The 20123-nt window shown below is 46.1% G+C and carries 19 protein-coding genes; 4 read left to right on the top strand and 15 right to left on the bottom strand.

What is annotated here, in order from left to right:
- The first annotated feature begins 6 nt into the window (after window positions 1-6).
- On the top strand, window positions 7-1905 hold the full coding sequence (locus C7475_RS19220) for a CocE/NonD family hydrolase (protein ID WP_110055004.1): 1899 nt from the start codon (window positions 7-9) through the stop codon (window positions 1903-1905).
- Window positions 1906-1976: 71 nt separating this feature from the next.
- Window positions 1977-2702, top strand: a complete 726-nt coding sequence (locus tag C7475_RS19215; RefSeq protein WP_199236257.1) for an FKBP-type peptidyl-prolyl cis-trans isomerase — start codon at window positions 1977-1979, stop codon at window positions 2700-2702.
- A 76-nt stretch (window positions 2703-2778) separates the two neighbouring features.
- Here the strand turns inward: C7475_RS19215 and C7475_RS19210 are convergent, their stop codons facing one another.
- The 8 genes from C7475_RS19210 to C7475_RS19175 all read right to left on the bottom strand — a co-directional run bounded on the left by C7475_RS19210 (window position 2779) and on the right by C7475_RS19175 (window position 11059).
- Window positions 2779-3774 carry a chorismate synthase gene (locus C7475_RS19210; RefSeq protein WP_110055003.1) on the bottom strand — a complete coding sequence of 332 codons (996 nt, stop codon included), beginning with the start codon at window positions 3772-3774 and terminating at the stop codon, window positions 2779-2781.
- Window positions 3775-3843: 69 nt separating this feature from the next.
- Window positions 3844-5130 (bottom strand): 3-phosphoshikimate 1-carboxyvinyltransferase, encoded by a 1287-nt coding sequence (gene aroA, locus C7475_RS19205; RefSeq protein WP_110055002.1) that lies wholly within the window; start codon window positions 5128-5130, stop codon window positions 3844-3846.
- Window positions 5131-5141: 11 nt separating this feature from the next.
- The gene (gene aroB / locus C7475_RS19200) at window positions 5142-6167 is read right to left on the bottom strand and encodes a 3-dehydroquinate synthase (protein ID WP_110055001.1); all 1026 of its coding nucleotides are present in this window, start codon (window positions 6165-6167) and stop codon (window positions 5142-5144) included.
- 14 nt (window positions 6168-6181) lie between these two features.
- Complete coding sequence (locus C7475_RS19195; RefSeq protein WP_110055000.1) at window positions 6182-7273, bottom strand: chorismate mutase; 1092 nt, start codon at window positions 7271-7273, stop codon at window positions 6182-6184.
- A gap of 135 nt (window positions 7274-7408) precedes the next feature.
- On the bottom strand, window positions 7409-8251 hold the full coding sequence (locus C7475_RS19190) for a prephenate dehydrogenase (RefSeq protein WP_110054999.1): 843 nt from the start codon (window positions 8249-8251) through the stop codon (window positions 7409-7411).
- A gap of 5 nt (window positions 8252-8256) precedes the next feature.
- Window positions 8257-9423 (bottom strand): pyridoxal phosphate-dependent aminotransferase, encoded by a 1167-nt coding sequence (locus C7475_RS19185; RefSeq protein ID WP_110054998.1) that lies wholly within the window; start codon window positions 9421-9423, stop codon window positions 8257-8259.
- Window positions 9424-9459: 36 nt separating this feature from the next.
- The gene (locus C7475_RS19180; protein WP_110054997.1) at window positions 9460-10284 is read right to left on the bottom strand and encodes a prephenate dehydratase; all 825 of its coding nucleotides are present in this window, start codon (window positions 10282-10284) and stop codon (window positions 9460-9462) included.
- Between the two features lie 556 nt (window positions 10285-10840).
- Entirely contained in the window at window positions 10841-11059 is a 219-nt protein-coding gene (locus tag C7475_RS19175) for a hypothetical protein (RefSeq protein WP_110054996.1), read from the bottom strand.
- A gap of 270 nt (window positions 11060-11329) precedes the next feature.
- Here C7475_RS19175 and C7475_RS19170 point away from each other — a divergent pair, with 270 nt between their 5' ends.
- Both C7475_RS19170 and C7475_RS19165 read left to right on the top strand, forming a co-directional pair.
- On the top strand, window positions 11330-11905 hold the full coding sequence (locus C7475_RS19170) for an RNA polymerase sigma factor (protein ID WP_110054995.1): 576 nt from the start codon (window positions 11330-11332) through the stop codon (window positions 11903-11905).
- A gap of 49 nt (window positions 11906-11954) precedes the next feature.
- Window positions 11955-13043: a S1C family serine protease gene (locus C7475_RS19165; protein WP_110054994.1), complete on the top strand. Its 1089-nt coding sequence runs from the start codon at window positions 11955-11957 to the stop codon at window positions 13041-13043.
- A gap of 84 nt (window positions 13044-13127) precedes the next feature.
- Here the strand turns inward: C7475_RS19165 and C7475_RS19160 are convergent, their stop codons facing one another.
- From C7475_RS19160 to C7475_RS19130, 7 genes are all read right to left on the bottom strand, one after another.
- Complete coding sequence (locus tag C7475_RS19160; protein ID WP_110054993.1) at window positions 13128-13847, bottom strand: carboxypeptidase-like regulatory domain-containing protein; 720 nt, start codon at window positions 13845-13847, stop codon at window positions 13128-13130.
- Between the two features lie 98 nt (window positions 13848-13945).
- Complete coding sequence (locus C7475_RS19155; RefSeq protein WP_110054992.1) at window positions 13946-14095, bottom strand: lmo0937 family membrane protein; 150 nt, start codon at window positions 14093-14095, stop codon at window positions 13946-13948.
- Window position 14096: 1 nt separating this feature from the next.
- Window positions 14097-14282 (bottom strand): CsbD family protein, encoded by a 186-nt coding sequence (locus C7475_RS19150; RefSeq protein ID WP_110054991.1) that lies wholly within the window; start codon window positions 14280-14282, stop codon window positions 14097-14099.
- A gap of 69 nt (window positions 14283-14351) precedes the next feature.
- Window positions 14352-15302 carry an aldose 1-epimerase gene (locus C7475_RS19145; protein WP_110054990.1) on the bottom strand — a complete coding sequence of 317 codons (951 nt, stop codon included), beginning with the start codon at window positions 15300-15302 and terminating at the stop codon, window positions 14352-14354.
- Window positions 15303-15403: 101 nt separating this feature from the next.
- Complete coding sequence (gene xylA, locus C7475_RS19140) at window positions 15404-16732, bottom strand: xylose isomerase (RefSeq protein ID WP_110054989.1); 1329 nt, start codon at window positions 16730-16732, stop codon at window positions 15404-15406.
- 63 nt (window positions 16733-16795) lie between these two features.
- Window positions 16796-18277 (bottom strand): xylulokinase, encoded by a 1482-nt coding sequence (locus C7475_RS19135; protein WP_110054988.1) that lies wholly within the window; start codon window positions 18275-18277, stop codon window positions 16796-16798.
- A gap of 51 nt (window positions 18278-18328) precedes the next feature.
- Window positions 18329-20038, bottom strand: a complete 1710-nt coding sequence (locus C7475_RS19130; RefSeq protein ID WP_110054987.1) for a sodium/sugar symporter — start codon at window positions 20036-20038, stop codon at window positions 18329-18331.
- Window positions 20039-20123: the final 85 nt, after the last annotated feature.

Below are 20123 nucleotides of genomic sequence, written 5' to 3'. Positions count from 1 at the left end.
CGACTTATGAGAAAATTGCTATCGCTGATGATTGCAGCGTTATTCCTCCACGCTTCCTGCGTGAAAGGCATCAATCAGGACTCTGCATGGGTGCGTGAGAACTTCATCAAAAAAGAGGTGTACATCCCAATGCGTGATGGGGTAAAATTGTTCACCTCCATCTACATGCCGAAAGACAAATCGGAGAAACATCCCATCCTCATGTCCCGTACACCTTATTCGTGTGCGCCTTACGGAGAAGATAAATGGCTACCGCTGTGGGGCAGTCACTTTAATACGTACCTGCGCGAGGGCTATTATTTCGTTATGCAGGACGTGAGAGGCCGTTGGATGAGTGAGGGTACTTTCGTGGACGTACGGCCTTATAATCCCAATAAAAAGAACAAACAGGACATCGATGAAGCCAGTGATACCTACGACACGATCGACTGGCTGGTAAAGAACCTGGAAAACAATAACGGCAATGTGGGCGTATTGGGTATTTCTTATCCAGGCTTCTATTCTACTATGGCCGCGTTGAGCGGTCACCCGGCATTAAAGGCCGTTAGCCCACAAGCGCCGGTTACTGACTGGTTCATCGGAGACGACTTTCACCATAATGGCGCCTTTTTTATTACAGACGCCTTCGCATTCTATACCAGCTTTGGTAAACCAAGACCCAAACCTACTACAGTTGGCCCTACCGGTTTTGAGTACCACAATAATGACAACTACGACTTTTACCTCCGTACAGGAGCCGTAAAGAACTTCACCCGCTTAATGGGTGACAGCATTGCTTTCTGGAAGGATATCATGGCGCATCCTGACCTGGACAACTGGTGGAAAGCCCGTAACGTAAGGCAATTCCTGACCAGCGTACAACCGGCTATGCTGGAAGTAGGCGGTCTGTTCGATGCGGAAGACTGCTTCGGCGCCTGGAACACTTATAAAGCTATTGAAAAACAAAGCGGTAAAGCTAACAACCGTATTGTAATGGGGCCTTGGTATCACGGACAATGGTCTTCGAGAACAAACAATGGCTCTTCCCTGGGTAATGTACACTTTGGCAGTGCGACCTCCTATTGGTACCAGGAAAATGTAGAAGTACCTTTCTTCAACTACTACCTGAAAGGGAAAGGAACGGCGGACAGTATTGCCGAAGCCACTATCTTCTTCACGGGAGAAAATCGATGGCATAAATTGTCACAATGGCCACTGGCTAATATGCAGAACAAATCGCTGTATCTGCAGGCTAATGGTAAACTGGACTTCAGCAAACCGCTTAATGCGGGTAGCTTTACCGAATACGTAAGTGATCCTGCGAAACCGGTGCCATACACTGAAGATGTACATTTTAACCGTACCATCAACTACATGACGGACGATCAGCGCTTTGCTGCAAGACGTCCGGACGTGGCTGTATTTGAAACTTCGGTACTAACAGAAGACGTAACAGTGGCAGGTCCGCTGGTGGCCAAACTGGTGGTAAGTACCAGTGGTACTGACGCAGACTTTGTAGTGAAGCTGATCGACGTGTTCCCGAACGATTTCAAATATGAGCAGGAGGCCCCTAGCGATCACCGCAGGGTACCTTCCGCCACTTATCCGATGGGAGGTTATCAGATGCTGGTACGCGGCGAGATCATGCGTGGCAAGTATCGTAACAGCTTTGAAAAGCCTGAGGCCTTTAAGCCTAATACGCCTACTGACGTTAATTTTAATATGCCGGACATCGCTCATACTTTCAAAAAAGGGCATAAGATCATGGTACAGGTACAAAGCAGCTGGTTCCCACTGGTGGATAGGAATCCCCAGGTGTTTACCAACATCTATACCTGTGATGATAAAGATTTCCGCAAAGCAGACATCCGTATTTACCACGACGCTCAGCACGCTTCTCATATAGAGTTGCCGGTAATCAAATAGTTACTAACTTGCAGGCCATTCCTGCGGGGTGTCCTGCAGGAGTATTTTAGTACAGTTCAATAAACCATTATATGATCAGAAAAGCCCTATTACTTGGAATTTTGGGCGTGGCTACCCTTCCTGGTTACGCACAAAAGAAGAAGAAGAAATCCAAAAAAGATGAGGAAGTTCCGGTAGCTGTAGCACCGGCCCCTTTATTGCAAACAAAACTGGATACCATCAGTTATGCTATTGGCCTGGAATTTGGCAACATGCTGAAAACCCAGGGCCTCGACAGCGTTAAGACCGATATACTGGCAAAAGCGCTGAAAGAAGCTGTTAGCGGGGGCACACCATTAATAACAAAAGAACAAGGTAATATGAGTGTTAGTGATTATTTACAACAGTTAAAAGCTGAGAAAATGCAAAAAAACAAGGCTGCCGGCGAACAGTTCCTGGCGGAAAATAAAACCAAACCAGGCGTGGTTGCACTGCCTAGCGGTTTACAGTACCAGATTGTCACAGAAGGTACCGGTCCTAAACCAACCATCAATGACAAGGTAAAAACACACTATCATGGTACGTTGATAGACGGTACTGTTTTCGATAGTTCTGTAGAGAGAGGTCAGCCTATCTCCTTCCCTGTTAGCGGTGTTATCAAAGGCTGGACAGAAGCTTTACAGCTGATGCCTGTAGGTTCTAAATGGAAGTTGTTCATCCCTTCCGATCTGGCTTACGGCGACCGTCAGGCAGGTCCGAAAATCGGTCCTAACAGCACCCTGGTGTTTGAAGTAGAACTGATCGCGATTGAAAAATAGTTTTAGCTTAAAATAGAAAAAGGCGAATGAGTATCTCATTCGCCTTTTTTGTATCCTCTCAAGGGAGTAAAAGCTATTATTTAAACACTCTGCCGCTTCTTTGCTCGAGCAGCATAAAGTCAGCCAGGGCCATAGCTGCTACAGCTTCCAGCACTACCGGTACCCTCAGTGCGATACAGAGGTCGTGACGTCCTTTTACGCTGAAGCTTTCCACTTCACCGCTTTTTATATTGAGTGTGTGTTGTTCTTTAGGTGTGCTGGAGGTAGGCTTTACGGCCACACGGAATACCAGGGGATTACCGTTCGTGATACCTCCTACTACCCCACCAGCGTGGTTGGTAGCCGTTTTACCTGTTGCATCCAGGATGGCATCATTATGCTCTACTCCTTTCATGCGGGCAGCGGCAAAACCAGAACCGAACTCGATGCCCTTAATAGCGGGGATAGAGAATACGGCATGCGCGATAGTGGATTCCACAGAATCAAAGAAAGGCTCTCCGAGACCGATAGGCAATCCTTCAACAACACATTCCACGATACCACCTACGGAATCTTTAGCAGCAATTGCTGCTTCCAGTCCCTTTTCAGCATCAGGCAAACCACCTACTTCGATCAATGTAGCCTTTACGGAAATACCAGGCCCGAGGATCTTTTTAGCGATCACACCAGCTGCAACCAAGTTCAGGGTCAGACGACCGCTGAAATGACCTCCGCCACGATAATCTTCAAAGCCACCATATTTGTGGGTAGCCACAAAGTCTGCATGACCGGGACGGGGAAACTCACGCAGTTTCTCATAGTCAGTACTGCGGGTATTGTTGTTCTCAAATAATATTGTAATAGGAGCACCTGTTGTGCGATCGTTAAATACACCGGATTTGATGTAAGGCAGATCCTCTTCCTTACGGGGTGTGGTACCCTTGGCACCGGCTTTACGTCTTTCCAGGTCAGGCAGGAAATCTTCCTGTGTAAGCGGAATACCGGCAGGAATACCATCAATATTCACGCCTACGCTGGCGCCATGCGATTCTCCAAAAACATTCACCCGGAATAATCTACCAAAGCTGTTCATGCTGTTTGTGTATTTTTTCAGCGCTGACTAAAAGAGACGATCTATCCTTTTTAGTTAGCCCTGCTTCTATTAATGCGTCAGGCTTACTGATCCCTGCTTTTTTACTATACCACCGATCTTCTCCAAATGTTCATAGAACTCAGGATATGATTTGTTAATGGCTTCTGCATCTTCGATGATCACCGGCGCATCTGCTGTAAGAGCAGCTACTGCACAGGCCATCGCGATACGATGGTCATTGTGGGAACTTACAACGGCTCCTTTAATGCCAGTGCCGCCGTGTACCAACATCTCATCGCCGTGCAGATCAATGGTGATACCCATTTTACCAAATTCCTCCTGCAAGGTCTTGCCACGGTCACTTTCTTTATGCGCCAGTCTGTTCACACCAATGATCTTTGTAGTGCCTTCGCAATTAGCAGCAAGGGCTACCAACGGAGGAAACAGGTCAGGACAGTCAGTTGCATCGAAGTCGAAAGCCTGCAGTTTATTTTTCTCCACGATCACAGTAAAGACACCTGGCAACAATGATGCACCTGCTTTTTCAAGGGCCTCCAGGATGGCTTTATCTGATTGTGCAGATTGTGTATTTAGATGATGTACTTCTGCTTTACCGGCTACAGCCGCAGCTACCAGCAGGAACGCAGCACCACTCCAGTCTCCTTCCACTGTATATTCACCGGCCTTGTAAGCCTGGCGTTTACCAAAGTGGAATTTTTCAAAGTTCTCTTCTTTTACCTGTACACCAAACTGCTCCATCAGTTGCAGTGTTAGTGCGATGTAAGGTTTGCTTTTCAGATCTTTTACGGTGATGGTCACATCTTCCGCTACTGCACCATATGCCATCAGCAGACCGGTGAGGAACTGGGAGCTCAGTGAGCCATCAATGGTGATGTTCTTAGCTTTCAGCGGACCTTGTATGTTCAATGGGAGTTTCCCTTCACGGGTGGTGCATTTTACATCCAGTTGAGGCAATACTGCTTCAAAGAAGTCCATCGGGCGGGTAGTGAGACTACCATGTCCGTTGATGGTAATTGCCTGATCTGAGAGGGCCGCAATAGGCGTGAACATGCGGATACCGAGACCGGACTCCCCGCAATTGATCTCTTTATTTTCAGCAGCAGGATAGATCCCTTTGCTTATAATTTCAACATGGTCCTCATTACGTTTGATAACGGCACCCAGTTTTCCGGCCACATCCAACGCAGCCAGGCAGTCATTGCTCAGACCGGGATTGCGGATAATGCTGGTACCATTGCTCAGCAGCGCTGCCGCAACAGCACGTTGCATAGCACTTTTGGATGGATTGGCGGTCACTGTACCACTGATAGCGCCGGGTGATATTGTTACTTGCATAATTTTTAGTTTTATAGTTCATCCAGCATTTGCTTCAGTTCTGCAATAGGCACAGGCTGTGTAGTAGCCTTCCCTATTTCTTCGAGCAGTACAAAATGAATCGCATCTTTTTCCCGCTTCTTATCCAGCTTGAAGATGTTGAACACTTCTTCCTTGTTAGAGGTCAGCGTAACCGGCAACTGGTAATCATTAATGAGGCGGATCAACCTGTTGGTCTGATCAACAGGCAATCCTTTCAGCTTTTCTGAGATCTTGGCGGCAGCTACCATACCGATGGCCACTGCCCTGCCATGTGCAATGTTCTCGATCTTCTCCACAGCATGTCCGAGCGTATGGCCAAAGTTAAGCCAGCGTCTTGACGCAGTCTCAAATTCATCTTCCAGCACTACTTTGGTTTTCAGTTCCACAGAACGTTCCACCAGGTATTCCAGTACGGCCACATCGCGCTGCATAGCTTTATCACGGTTGTCTTCCAGGTAGGTGAACAGGCTGGCATCGAGAATGCACGCATACTTGATGATCTCCGCAAAGCCGTTGTGCCATTCTTCTGCCGGCATTGTCAGCGGCAGTGAATAATCAAACAGAATGAACTCCGGCTGGCGGATGGTACCCAGCATGTTCTTATGTTTACCATGGTTGATACCGTTCTTGCCACCAATAGACGCATCCACCTGTGCCAGCAAAGTAGTAGGAACAAAACCTACTGGCATGCCCCGCATGTAAATGCTGGCCGCATAGCCGGTCAGGTCAGTGGTCATACCACCGCCAATACCTATCAGCATGGTTTTGCGGTCTGCTTCCAGTTCGATCAGACCATTGATGATCTGCTCAAGGACTTCACCGCTTTTGTTCTCTTCTCCATCCGGGATCACCAGCTTTCGCCAGCCAGCCAATTTTTGCCCGTGGTGTTGATCCACATTCTCATCCACTACCAGTACTGTTCTGGATGGATCGGCATAATTGCCCAGCTGTTGCAGGCTTTCTCCCAGATAATATTTCGTATTACTATGCTGGAACTGGTAAGATAACGTTCTCATATTTTGTATTAAGTCTATTTGTCTTCGTTCATCACTCTGTTCTGCCTGTTGATGGATTCCAGGTGTACTGCATCAAAGTATTTCAGGATGAAATCTTTTGTCAGGCCCAGTTTCTCACCCTTAGAGATACCGCGTTGCAGGATCTCGTTCCAGCGGTTAGTTTGCAGGATGGTCACATTGTTCTCTTTCTTGTAGATACCGATCTTCTCAGCGATCTTCATACGGTTGCCCAGCAGCAGCATGATCTCATCATCGATCTGGTTGATCTGACCACGGAGTTTATCCAGCGCAGAGTTGAATTCTTTCTGATCTGTGCGCTCATGACGCCAGGTGATACCATCCAAAATTTCTGCCAGTCTTTCAGGAGTAACCTGTTGTTTCGCATCGCTCCATGCTTTGTCAGGATCGATGTGTGATTCCAGCATCAGACCATCGTAATCCAGGTCAACCGCTTCCTGAGAAACTTCCTGCAGAATATCGCGGCGGCCGCTGATGTGGCTAGGATCACAGATCATTGGCAGTTCAGGCATACGACGTTTCATTTCGATAGGCAGGTGCCACATCGGAGCGTTACGGTATTCAGTATTGCCATAGCTGGAGAATCCACGGTGGATCAGACCAATCTTGGTGATGCCTGAGTTGCGTACACGTTCTACAGCACCGATCCACAGTTCGAGGTCAGGATTGATCGGGTTTTTGATCAGAACAGTCGTATCCACACCTTTCAGTGCGTCAGCAACTTCCTGTACGGAGAACGGATTCACAGTAGTACGGGCGCCGATCCAGAGGATATCTACACCATGCTGCAGAGCTTCTTCAACCTGTTTAGCAGTTGCAACTTCTACAGCCAGTGGAAGACCGGTCAGTTCCTTTGCCTTCTGCAGCCATGGTAAACCGGTAACACCGATACCTTCGAAAGAACCCGGACGGGTACGTGGCTTCCAGATACCTGCACGTAATACGTCTACTTTACCTGTTTTAGCCAGTCTCAGAGCTGTGTCCAATACCTGTTCTTCGGTTTCTGCGCTGCAGGGACCGGAAATGATCAGCGGTTTCTTATCTGAAGCCGGATCAGAGAATTTTGTTTTAGCGAGAATCTGTTCCATCGTTTTGACGCTTTTCAGACCATAGACGATAGTCGTCCATAATCCAGTGATTGTTTGTTTTCTTGTTTCTGTCCGACTATCGGTTAGTGATCCATTTTCAGTTTCCCGGCAAATGAGTCACTACACGGCGACCGGCTATTTTAATATTTTCCTGATCTTATTTGATTTCTGGATCAGTTTATAGAATGTTTCGTAGTCTTCATTCTCCAGCAACTGCCTCATTTGCTGTAACTGGTGGATATGTTCATCCAGTACGTCCAGCACATTATGACGGTTATGCTTGAAGATAGGCACCCACATATCAGGCGAGCTTTTTGCCAGCCTTACGGTAGATTCAAAACCACCACTGGCCAGTTCAAATATGCGGCCCTGTTCTTTTTCTTTCTCCAGCACTGTTAGCGCCAGGGCAAAAGAAGTGATATGGGAGATGTGAGATACATAGGCAGTGTGCAGGTCATGCTCTTCCGCATTCATATACACAAGACGCATCTGCAGTTTGTCTACCATATTTTCAATGAGCTCCAGTGCATCTTCAGCACTGTTCTTCACATCGCATAACACCATGGTCTTTTGCGTGAAGAGGTTTTTTATAGCTGCTTCCGGACCGGAATACTCCGTGCCGGCCATCGGGTGGGCAGCTACAAAGCGCCCCCTGTTGGGATGTCCGGCAACGAGTTGTAATATTTTTTGTTTTGTAGAACCTACGTCCATGATCACATGTTCGGGTCCTGCTTTATCAAGTACGGAGGGCATGATCTGCAGCATACCGTCTACCGGAATAGCCAGTATGATAAGCTGTGAACGTTGCATCGCGTCTTCCAGAGTAGCACCTTCGTCAATGATCTTCAGTTCCTGTGCTTTCTTCAGATTACTTTCGTTCTGGTCCACACCAATTATCCAGTTAGCCACGCCTTTTTCTTTAAGGCTGATGGCCAGTGATCCACCTATTAATCCTGTTCCTACTATAGTTGCGATCATGACTGTTACTGCTTAAATTTTGTTTTTATCCTATCCAGCACTTCATCAAATACTTTTTCGTCCTTACATAAACTAACCCTGATGTAACCGTTGCCATTGCTGCCGAAAATACCACCGGGAGTAATGAAGACCTGAGCTTTCTGCAGGATCTCGTCTGTCAGCGAGAAACCGTCTTTGGCAGAAGAAGGGATCTTCGCCCATACGAACAGCCCTACCTGGTCTTTATCGAATGTGCAGTTTAACAGTTCCAGCAGTTCAAACACCTTCTTGCGGCGGCCTTCATAGATGCCATTCAGTTCAGCATACCATTCAGGACCTAATTCCAGTGCTTTTACTGCAGCCATCTGGAGCGGCTGGAACATGCCGGAGTCCATGTTACTCTTGAAGCGCAGTACTTCGTTGATCCATTCCTGCTTTCCTACCAGCATACCTACACGCCAGCCAGCCATGTTGGAAGATTTACTGAGGGAGTTCAGTTCCAATACCACTTCCCTGGCGCCAGGCGTTTGTAACAGGCTTTGTGGCTGCTTGTTCAGGATGAAGCTATACGGATTATCATGACAAATTAAGATATTATGTTGTTGCGCAAATGCTACCAGTTCACGGGCAAACTCTTCATTGAAGCGGGCGCCGGTAGGCATATGCGGGTAGTTCACCCACATCAGTTTCACTTTGCTCAGATCACGTTTTGCCAGTGCGTCCAGGTCAGGTAGCCAGCCGTTCTTTTCTTCCAGGTCATAATCTACCACGGTGGCGCCACTCAGGTTAACGGCAGAACGGTAGGTAGGGTAACCGGGATTAGGCAACAGGGCTTCATCTCCTTCCTGCAGGTAGGTCATGCAGATGTGCATGATACCTTCTTTTGAACCTATCAGCGGCAGCACTTCTTTTTCAGGGTCCAGGGACACGCCATAGAAGCGTTGGTAGAAGTCGGCCATTGCTTTGCGCAGTGCCGGAATACCTTTATAACCCTGGTAAGCATGCGTGTCAGGTTTCTGTGCATATTCATGCAAAGTGGCAATAACGGAAGCATGCGGAGGCAGATCCGGACTACCGATGCCAAGATTGATCACTTTCGCTCCTGCTTTGTTCATCTCGTCTATTTCTCTAAGCTTTTTAGAGAAGTAGTATTCTTCCGTTTGTTGCAGCCTTTTTGCTACCTGTAAATTCATAGTGCTCTTTTTTCCGCGTTCTGATGTATGTTATGATTAGTGTGTGTTTCCTTTTTTATAGATGCCCAGCACTTTGATATCTTCTGTAAGCGGTTCGATCTTGCTGATGCTCTTTTCAAAGTGACTCAGGTTTTCAAATTCGAAGTCCGCGTGAAAGTAATAGTTCCACTCTTTGGTAGGCATTGGAAAAGACTGGATCTTACTCAGGTTGATCCCTGCCTGTGCTACCTGTGTCAGTACCTTTGCCAGACTGCCACGATCGTGGGAGGTCTGGAAGTATACTGATGCTTTGTTAGCGTCAGGCGCAGGTGTTACTCCGTTAGGAGAGATTACCAGGAAACGGGTATAGTTATTTTTGATGGTATGGATATTTGGAGCGATGATTTCCAGGCCATATATCTCTGCCGCCAGTTTACCTGCGATAGCAGCAGTACTTTTGAGTTTTTTCTGCTGTACGTGCTTTGCACTAAGGGCCGTATCTTCTGTTTCTACCAGTTTCATATGAGGATGTTTCTCCAGGAAGTCCGTACACTGGAGTAACGCCATATGATGCGAGTGTACTTCACGTATATCCTCCAGGGTTTGGCCCGGTAATACCATCAGGTGCTGTTTGATCTGAAGATACACTTCCCCGATCACATGCAGGCCTGAATTCTTTAATAAGGTATAGTTCGGAAGAATGCTTCCGGCAATGGAATTTTCAATAGCCATTACGCCAGCGTCAGCATCTTTCTGTTTGCTTACCTTTTTAACAAGTTCCGGAAAGGATGCGCAACATTCGATTTCAATACCCTTGCCATAGTATCCTTCTGCTGCTATCTGATGAAAACATCCTTCAAAACCCTGAATTGCGATACGCATTTTTTAATGTTTGATTTTTTTTTGGTTTGTAGTTGCTGTAGCAACTACCGAATAAAACGAAAAAGGGCCCCGGTGGAGCCGGGACCCTTTTTATTTGCAATTATGTTGGAGTGCAGTTATTACAAAAGAGTCCCGGCCTTTACGACGTAAAAGAAGTAAAAGAAAAAGTAAAAGAAATAAAGGCTGAAACGCTGTAACATAAAGCTGATATTATCAAAAAAAAGAAGGCCTCCCGTTCAGGAGGCCTTTTTGTTAGTTTCTTTATATTTAAGTACTACAAACGACCTCCCTATTCCTGGTACCAGAAAAAGTAGAAACCATAAAAGTAACCAAAGGTTGTTTGCTGTATCATATTTGCTTAATTGCCTGACAAAAATACATCAGGATTTGAATTGTCCAAGCACCTTTGTCAAAAATTATAATCTATCTAATAAAATAGCTCATTTCTGACATTTTTTTCAGTATCAGAGAGCTACAAGCAGGCTTAACAAAAAAAACCGCTCCGTTTTGAAACGGAGCGGTCATATAAAAGCCTTTTATTTGCTTACCAATATAATTATTTTTTGGTAGAGTCAACAGCAGCTTTAGCTGAATCAACAACAGCAGCAGCAGAATCAACTGTAGTTGCAGCTGAATCAACTGTAGCAGCAGCTGAATCGATAGTAGCAGCAGCTGCTGTAGTATCTTCTGCTGGAGTTGAAGAACCACTACCGCAAGAAGCTGCGAATACACCAAGAGCTAAAGCTAAGAAACCAATTTTCAGAGCGTTTTTCATTTTGACTATTTTTTAGGTTTTTGAAATATTATTTATCCTTTATACCGGGTTTTAAAAAAGGTAACCCAGATTTTTAAATTTTTTTTTTCTTCCCTCTTTTTCTACCCTTTTTCTATTTCCGGCAGGATATTTTCATATATACGCAGCTAACTATATATGAAATCGGCTCATTTACGCATCTATAGCAAAACAGATGATCAGGCTGATTTGGGATTTGGATTTTTTTTCTGCTACTTTGGGTTACCAAACGCCATTTAATAGTATTAATAAGTGAAGCATAATCAGAACATAGAACGGGATCGTGAATTACTGCTGGGTTTAACCAGGAATGATGACAGGGCGCTGGCAACCATCTATACGGAGAATTATCCTTCTATATTAAGAATGGTTTTACAGTACAATGGGTCTGAGGATGATGCAAAAGATCTTTTCCAGGAAGCAATGATCGTACTATATGAGAAAGCTCAGAAAGGGGAATTCGATCTGTACAGCAAGTTAAAGACCTTCCTCTATGCGGTGTGCCGTCATCTGTGGTTAAAGAAATTGCAGACCGGTAGTTGGCAACTGGCCCTCCCTGATGAACTGAGTGAAGTGTTACCGGCCGACGATACCAATACAATGGCCGAACATGAGGAGAAAGACCACCAGTTCAGAGTGATGGAAAAGACAATGGGCAGTATGGGAGAACCTTGTAAAACGATCCTGGAGGACTATTATATCAGGAAACTGTCTATGCAGGACATTGCTGAGAAATTTGGTTATACCAACTCAGAAAATGCCAAGAATCAGAAGTATAAGTGCCTGATGCGACTAAAGAAACTATTTTTTGAACAATATAAATTTTAGGACCTGACAGGTGTAAGACCTGACAGATCTGTAAAAGCGGTTACAGGCGATGAACGACTTTACATTAATACGTGATATTGAACGCTACCTGGAGGGCGAAATGAGTGAGCAGGAAAGAACTGCTTTCGAAGCGCTGCGCCAGTCCAATCCGGCGGTCAATGAGCAGGTGCTGGCCCACCGGCAGCTCATTCAACAGCTGGAACAATTTGGGCACAGGGTAGCATTACAGGAAAAGATGGACCAGATCCATGCTTCCATGGCTGTTAATGATGTCCTATCCGTCTCGCAGGCCCCCGCACAGAAAAAAGTATTCACTATCAGCAGAAGGCTGGTAACTAATATGGCGGCAGCGGCCTGTATAGCCCTGGTCACTTCTCTGACAACTATGGCGCTGATGCAAAATGCCAGCCGCCAGAAGACCACCGCTCAATATGAGGATGTAAGACGTGTGCTGAACAATATCCAGCGCTCTCAGAACGCCCTCATCAACGACATGAACAATAAGAAGAAAGCACCAGCCAACCCTGGCACTTATGGTGGTACCGGCTTCGCCATCTCCAATAATGGATATGTAGTAACCAACTACCATGTCATAGCAGGTGCTGACTCTATTTATATCCAGAATACAAAAGGAGAAGCATTTAAAGCTGCGAGTGTATTTGAGGACATTTCAAGCGACCTCGCTATCCTCAAGATCACCGACAGCACCTTTAAAGGTCAGCCGCTCCCCTATTCCCTGAAACCGCAACGCGCCCTCCGTGGAGAAGCTGTCTTCACCCTGGGTTATCCTCGTGATGAGATTGTTTACGGTGAAGGTTATATCAGCGCTCAAACCGGTTTTAATGGCGATAGCGCTGCTTACCAGGTATCCATCCCCGTAAATCCAGGTAACAGTGGCGCTCCGCTGATGGATAGTAAAGGCGATGTAGTAGGTATTGTTACAGGCAAGCAGACCACTTCCGACGGTATTGCTTTTGCTGTTAAATCAGCGCACCTGAAACGCCTGCTGGAAGAAATGCCTAAAGATAAGCTTCCTAAAAAAGAATGGAACCATAAGAACAGACTGGAAGGAATGAGCCGTGTGGAACAAGTGAAAAGACTGGAAGACTTCGTTTATATGGTGAAAGTTTATAACTAAAAGAATATTTTTTCTATTGGCCTCTGCATGCAAACGGCCACTCTGGAAACAGGGTGGCCGTTGCTCTTTTATATTTGTTATATCTTATTTCTTCTTCCATTCCCGGTACTTATCCGTTATCCAGTAAATCAGGTCCTCCTGCTGCATTACCCTTATCGAATTATAATCAGGATAATTCTCCTTCATGAATATCATGAGCGAGTCTCCTGTCAGACTGGTCACTTTACTAACGAATTGAGGCGTATATCGGGAGTCGATATATCTTTCCTCTTCTGCTCTTGCAAAGATCTTCTTAAACTCCCTTTTTCGTTTCTCAGACTTGGAATACCGCGTAAACGGGCTAAATACGATACCTGCCCCTACAGGAGTACTTCCACCGGCTAATGGCATGTCCCTTTTGTCCAGGATATAACCAAACTGTTCCCTTCTGGCCAATGAGTCAATCTGATAAGGAGTGTATTGCGTACCTATTTCCACACTGCGGAGCTGCTTGGCTTCCACCGTCAGGGTAATATTCCTGGTCTCTGTCCCGCTGGACTGGGTTACCACCACACTGTCCGATTTATAACCAAGAAATGAAAATACCACCACATCCCTGGGGCTGGCTGCTATTTTGTAAAAACCTCCTTTATCAGAATAGGTCCTACGGCCTGTGCTTTTATTGGTAATACTGGCGTAAGGCAAAACCAGCTTGTTCTCCTTATCCATGATGCTTCCTGTCAATGTAACCTGCGCCTGGGCCTTTATTACCCCCAACAGGCTGCTACAGCAAAGCAGGAGTAACCCTGTGATGATTCTTTTCATTATCTGATGGATTAAAATCTACAGGCAATATCCTAAAAAATTAACGAAAAAATCCTCCCGGTGGTGGGAGGATTCGCATGATATCTAAAATAATAGACTCACCTGGAGCCTCTTATTATCTGTAAGAGGATGGCTACGATTGCAATTACAAGGAGAATATGGATCAATCCACCTGCTGAATATACAAAAAAGCCCAGCAACCAGCCGATAATCAGTATGACGGCGATGAGATATAACAGACTTCCCATTTTATGCAGATTTTAAGAGTTTAATAACTTCATCACGTGTCTTACCTAATTTCTGCTGGAGTTTACCTATTAAACGGTCTTCCTGTCCTTCTTCGTACAGAAGATCATCGTCTGTAAGGTCGGCGTATTGCTGTTTAATCTTGCCCTTCAACTCATTCCATTTTCCTTTGAGTTCTAAAGTATCCATAACATAATCTTTTTCGGGTGAAACAATACAGGTAAAGTTCCAAAGACTATGCCAAGCGATGCCAGAATATTACCAGCTAATAGCAGAAATGGCGGTTGTAAAGACCCTGCTTTCCGCCGCTGGAAGGAATATAAGACCAATTTCGTTATTAAAGGCATTAGGCGCCCCACTCAGGTTCTCAATAGCGATACTCCTGCGATGTGGGGGTATGTAGATCTGCAGAACGGGATAACTGTGATCAGGATAAAATGTAATAGCAATATGCTTCTTTGGGTCTCTTAGTGTACATGACGATGTATGTTGGCTCAGGTCCAGCAAAAAACTGTTATCCAGCGGAATACCTTCCAGCGGCGTCGCTTCCTGGAACCTGGTATACGGCAGCACACCACCTGTAGGTATCAGCTGCGCATTAAATTCCACTATTTGTCCTGATGCAAACTGCAGCTCCATATCATCTATAGGCGTGCCTGTTGTGAAATAAGGATGCCATCCGTCCATTAATGGTATGGTTTCAGATGAACGGTTAAGGATAGTAGTGGTCAGTTGCAGACGTATGCCCGGCTGCAAACTATACTGCACCTCACAGTCATAAGGGAATGGGTATCCATCATCGGCCCCATTGTATTGATAACGCAATGTTACTGTCGCCGACTTTTCATCGGCATGCGTCTTTTCCACAGTAAATGCTACATCATATAGCAGCCCATGTATACAGCTTCCCGGCTTAACGGCTTTCTGCACGGTGTACTGCTTTCCCTCCCATTTATATTCACCACCTGGCATACGGCACGCAAAGGGACTGAGTTTAGCACTTTTAAAATACTCCGCCATATTGCTTTTATAGTCTTCCAGGTTGACATAATTATCAATGATGTTCAGCAGGGTTTCCTGGTAGGGTATATTGAATGCATGCAGCATAGCGCCATATGCAGGAACAATTTCCACCTGCGCACCGCTGTCATTGTCTTTCAGAGCAACAATATCAAAACCATCCCGGTGAAAGGTCTCTATAGAAAACATGGCTATAAGTTTATTATGGTGTATGGCAAGTTACAAAAAGAAAGCTGCCCCATTTTAAATGAGACAGCTTCCTTTTTCAATTTCAACAAACTAATTTATGATCAGATGTACTGGTTGATGATATTCTCCAGCCACTCCTGTTTACCACTGATCAGTTTAGGCTCGCCATTGCTGATAGCGAAACTGCGCAGGTCTTCCAACGTCAGTTTGCCCTCTTCGAATTCCTTGCCTTTACCGCTGTCGAAAGAAGCGTAACGGTCTATACGGAATTGCTTATACGGAGATTGTTCCAGCACTTTTTCTGCAATAACGGCAGCACGTGCGAAAGAATCAATACCACCGATATGCGCATGGAAGATATCTTCCAGGTCAGTTGAGTTACGGCGTGTCTTCGCATCGAAGTTCACACCACCGCCGCTGAAGCCACCTGCTTCCAGGATCACCAGCATGAATTCAACCATGTCGTTCAGGTTCATCGGGAACTGGTCAGTATCCCATCCGTTCTGAGCATCTCCACGGTTAGCATCGATGCTGCCCAGCATACCTGCATCTGCAGCTACCTGCAGTTCATGCTGGAAAGTATGGCCAGCCAGGGTGGCATGGTTTACTTCCAGGTTCAGTTTAAAGTCTTTATCCAGTCCGTAGTGACGCAGGAAACCTATTACAGTTGCCGCATCATAATCGTACTGGTGTTTGGTAGGCTCACAAGGTTTAGGTTCAATGAAGAACGTACCTTTAAAGCCCTGTTTACGTGCATAGTCTTTTGCTACTGTCAGGAAGCGGGCCAGGTGCTCCTGCTCGCGCTTCATGTTGGTATTCAGCAGCGTCATATAACCTTCACGGCCACCCCAGAATACATAGTTTTCACCACCCAGTGCAATAGTGGCATCCAGGGAGTTTTTTACCTGTGTACCTGCGTAGGCCAGTACGCCAAAGTCTGGATTAGTGGAAGCGCCGTTCATGTAACGTGGATTGCTGAATACATTAGCAGTACCCCACAGTAATTTCACACCGCTGGCTTTCTGCTTTTCTTTTGCATAATCCACGATCTGCTGCATACGGCTTTCGTATTCGCTGATCGTAGCGCCTTCATCTACCAGGTCCACGTCGTGGAAACAATAGTAAGGCACACCCAGTTTGGTGAAGAATTCAAAAGCAGCATCCATTTTGTCTTTTGCGCTCTGCACCGCATCGGTAGCCGTCAGCCATGGAAAGGCTTTGGTGCCGGGGCCGAACGGATCTCCACCGGTGCCGCAGAAGGTGTGCCAGTAGGATACCGCAAAGCGGAATAATTCCTTCATGGTCTTGCCACCGATCTTTCTATTCTCATCATACCATTTGTATGCAAATGGATTAGTTGACTGAGGACCTTCGTAGGCGATCTTTCCAATGCCTTTGAAGTACTCCTGATTCCCTAAAGTGATACTCATTTTCTTTCTTTTTTTGAATCCAAAACGTGTGTATGTGTCGTGTAACTGTTATGTGTGATGCAGTTACTTAATAATGTGCTGTAGTCCTTCCAGCCATTGGCTGTATATGCCGGCATATTGTTGCTGAAGCCCCGCATCCGGTTCTATCGTGGCGAGACATTCCATTCCACGGAAAGCTTCCTGCTCATTGTACAGACCTGCGCCTATACCTGCTGCCCTGGCGGCGCCCTGCGCGCCGTCTGTATTATACAGTTCGATCACGACATTGGCCGTATTGGCAAATACTTCCCTGAAAAGTGGACTGAGGAACATATTAGCTTGTCCTGCCCTCACACGATGGATCTGCAGCCCCATGTCTGTCATGATATCCATACCGTATTTCAGACCGAACACGATGCCCTCCTGTGCTGCACGCAGCAGGTGTTCGCGACCATGAATATTGAAGTTCAGTCCATTGAAAACAGCGCCAACTTCCTTATTAGCCAGGATGCGTTCCGCTCCGTTTCCGAATGGATAGATGTGCAGTCCCTTTGAACCTGCAGGCGCCTGACCCGCAAGTGTGTTCATTTCTGCATACTCAAGCTTGCCGGTCATTTGCCGTAACCAGCTATTGAGGATACCAGTACCGTTCAGGCACATCAGCACCCCATTGCGTTGGGCTTCAGGGGTATCATTTACGTGCACGAAGGTGTTCACACGGCTTTCCTGGTCGAAGGCAATATGGTCGTGCACTGCATAAACGACACCGGAAGTACCTGCTGTGGTAGCAGCTTCTCCGGGCTTCAGTACATTCAGGGAGAATGCATTATTGGGCTGATCGCCGGCACGATAGGTTACAGGCGTACCTGCAGCAATACCCAAAAGCGCTGCTGCTTTTTCAGTTACTTTACCTTGTAACCCGAATGTAGGCACTACGGCCGACAACAGGCTTTCATCAATATTATAATGTTTCAGTAATACAGGCGATACCTGGCGGCCACTAAAGTCCCAGAAGATCCCTTCCGACAAACCTGAAATAGTGGTTGCCGCCTCCCCTGTCAGCCGCATAGCGATAAAATCGCCGGGTAACATGATCTTATGAATGCGCTTATAGATCTCCGGCTCATACTGCTGTACCCAGCGTAGCTTGGAAGCAGTAAAGTTACCGGGAGAGTTAAGCAGGTATTGCAGTGACCAATTCTGCCCCAGGGTGTTGAAGGCCTCATTGCCTATTTCCACAGCCCGGCTGTCACACCAGATGATGGAGGGACGTAAAACCTGCTGGTCTTTATCCACACACACCAATCCGTGCATCTGATAAGCTATACCAATACCGGCAACCGCACCCCCGTCAAAAGGGTGCAGTTGTTGTAATTTTTTTGTTGCGTTCTGTACTTCCTGCCACCACATTTCGGGATCCTGTTCGGCCCATCCCGCTACAGGTGCATGCATAGGCATTTCCTGTGCAGGACTGATAGCCGTAGCCAGGCATTTCCCCGTTTCCACTTCAAGCAATGCCGCTTTCACCGAGGAGGAGCCGATGTCATATCCTATCGTATATCTCATATAGCAATCTTCTTCTGTTTCTGATGGTTAATTTGTTCCTGTTAGCGACTATTACCAGAAAATGGTATACAGTGCTGTCAGGATACCGCAAATGATCAATGCAATAACAGTGAACCCTAAAGATGGTTTGAACATAGAAGCGTCCACTTCCAGTGCATGTGATCCGCTTGTTTTCAGATCGCCGGTTGTGCCGACAAGTGATTTAGAAGGAGCTGGCGACATCAGGGAGATGATAGCCATACCAACTACACACACAACGAATACGATACCCATACGATCGAGGAACGGAATTTCATATACGCCTTCCGCATTCGGTACTGCCCAACCCAGGTCATACAGGGAAGAAAGATCAGCCCAATTTGGCAGGAACTTCAGGAAGATGGACATCGCAAAACCACCTATCATTGCAAACAACGCTGCATTGGCGGTAGTTCGTTTCCAGAAGAAGCCCAGTATGAACATGGCGAAAATACCCGGAGATACGAAACCGGTGTATTCCTGTATGAACTGGAATCCACCTTTTTTATCGATACCCAGGAACGGAGAAATGATGATAGCCAGGATCATAGCAACTACTACTACGATACGACCCACATTAACAATCTCTTTTTCACCTGCTGATTTGTTGAAGATCTCTTTATAAATATCGAGAGAGAAGATAGTAGAGATACTGTTCGCTTTACCTGCCAGAGATGCTACCACCGCTGCGGTCAGCGCTGCAAACGCCAGCCCTTTCATACCTGCAGGCAGCAGGTTCATCAGAACAGGATAAGCATTATCAGGAGTCAGTTCACCAGCTTTTACCATCTCTTGCTGGAACATACCCTGTGAGTGCAGTACGTAAGCTGCAATACCAGGCAATACCACGATCACAGGCATCAGCAGTTTCAGGAAACCTGCGAAGAGCAGACCACTACGTGCAGTTTTCAGGTCAGCCCCCAATGCACGCTGTGTAATATATTGGTTACAACCCCAGTAGTTCAGGTTCACGATCCACATACCGCCTACCAGCACTGTGAGGCCCGGCAGATCAAGATAATGCGGATTGTCTTTCTTCAGGATCATGTGGAAGTGGTCACTTGCATGTTCCGTCATCAGGGAGAATCCTTTCAGTACGCCTGTTTCACCAAAGTGCTCAGACACGAGGCTTAATGCCAGGTAAGTAGTTACCAGACCACCCAGTATCAGGAAGAACACCTGGATCACGTCCGTATAACCGATCACCTTCATACCACCCAGGGTAATAAAGATGGCGAACAACGCAATAAGACTCATACACACATAGAAGTTAATACCCGAGATGGTATTTACTGCAAGTGCACCGAGATACAGGATTGAAGTCAGGTTCACTACCACATATAATAAGAGCCAGAAAACGGCCATAATGGTACTTACTGTTTTATTATACCGCGTCAGCAGGAATTGCGGCATGGTATAGATCTTATTCTTAAGATAGATAGGTAAGAAAAAGACCGCCACAATAATAAGGGTCGCAGCAGCCATCCACTCATAAGTGGAGATAGCCAGACCAATATTGAATCCGGAGCCTGCCATCCCGATAAACTGCTCCGCAGAAATATTGGATGCGATCAGAGAGGCGCCAATAGCCCACCAGGTAAGGGAACCTTCCGCCAGGAAGAAATCTTTGGAATCAGTTGTTGCTCGTTTTTTCTTTCGATAGATATAGAGACCGTAGCCGGCAACAATCACGAAATACACTAAGAAAACAACATAATCGAGGAATTGTAAGCTCTTTTGCATAAAAAAACGTGGTAATAAATAAATTAGGAATCAATATAGTAACATTTTAATTAAACGTAAAATTTACGTTTAATTTTTTTCACCC

Origin of the sequence: Chitinophaga sp. S165 (assembly GCF_003182155.1) — a bacterium.
Classification (GTDB): domain Bacteria; phylum Bacteroidota; class Bacteroidia; order Chitinophagales; family Chitinophagaceae; genus Chitinophaga.
This window is presented reverse-complemented; position numbering and strand designations above follow the sequence as displayed.

Excerpts from the sequence above, each read along its gene's own strand:
- C7475_RS19220 (WP_110055004.1), top strand. The coding sequence starts at position 7 with ATGAGAAAATTGCTATCGCTGATGATTGCAGCGTTATTCCTCCACGCT.
- C7475_RS19215 (WP_199236257.1), top strand. The coding sequence starts at position 1,977 with ATGATCAGAAAAGCCCTATTACTTGGAATTTTGGGCGTGGCTACCCTT.
- C7475_RS19210 (WP_110055003.1), bottom strand. The coding sequence starts at position 3,774 with ATGAACAGCTTTGGTAGATTATTCCGGGTGAATGTTTTTGGAGAATCG.
- aroA (WP_110055002.1), bottom strand. The coding sequence starts at position 5,130 with ATGCAAGTAACAATATCACCCGGCGCTATCAGTGGTACAGTGACCGCC.
- aroB (WP_110055001.1), bottom strand. The coding sequence starts at position 6,167 with ATGAGAACGTTATCTTACCAGTTCCAGCATAGTAATACGAAATATTAT.
- C7475_RS19195 (WP_110055000.1), bottom strand. The coding sequence starts at position 7,273 with ATGGAACAGATTCTCGCTAAAACAAAATTCTCTGATCCGGCTTCAGAT.
- C7475_RS19190 (WP_110054999.1), bottom strand. The coding sequence starts at position 8,251 with ATGATCGCAACTATAGTAGGAACAGGATTAATAGGTGGATCACTGGCC.
- C7475_RS19185 (WP_110054998.1), bottom strand. The coding sequence starts at position 9,423 with ATGAATTTACAGGTAGCAAAAAGGCTGCAACAAACGGAAGAATACTAC.
- C7475_RS19180 (WP_110054997.1), bottom strand. The coding sequence starts at position 10,284 with ATGCGTATCGCAATTCAGGGTTTTGAAGGATGTTTTCATCAGATAGCA.
- C7475_RS19175 (WP_110054996.1), bottom strand. The coding sequence starts at position 11,059 with ATGAAAAACGCTCTGAAAATTGGTTTCTTAGCTTTAGCTCTTGGTGTA.
- C7475_RS19165 (WP_110054994.1), top strand. The coding sequence starts at position 11,955 with ATGAACGACTTTACATTAATACGTGATATTGAACGCTACCTGGAGGGC.
- C7475_RS19160 (WP_110054993.1), bottom strand. The coding sequence starts at position 13,847 with ATGAAAAGAATCATCACAGGGTTACTCCTGCTTTGCTGTAGCAGCCTG.
- C7475_RS19155 (WP_110054992.1), bottom strand. The coding sequence starts at position 14,095 with ATGGGAAGTCTGTTATATCTCATCGCCGTCATACTGATTATCGGCTGG.
- C7475_RS19150 (WP_110054991.1), bottom strand. The coding sequence starts at position 14,282 with ATGGATACTTTAGAACTCAAAGGAAAATGGAATGAGTTGAAGGGCAAG.
- C7475_RS19145 (WP_110054990.1), bottom strand. The coding sequence starts at position 15,302 with ATGTTTTCTATAGAGACCTTTCACCGGGATGGTTTTGATATTGTTGCT.
- xylA (WP_110054989.1), bottom strand. The coding sequence starts at position 16,732 with ATGAGTATCACTTTAGGGAATCAGGAGTACTTCAAAGGCATTGGAAAG.
- C7475_RS19135 (WP_110054988.1), bottom strand. The coding sequence starts at position 18,277 with ATGAGATATACGATAGGATATGACATCGGCTCCTCCTCGGTGAAAGCG.
- C7475_RS19130 (WP_110054987.1), bottom strand. The coding sequence starts at position 20,038 with ATGCAAAAGAGCTTACAATTCCTCGATTATGTTGTTTTCTTAGTGTAT.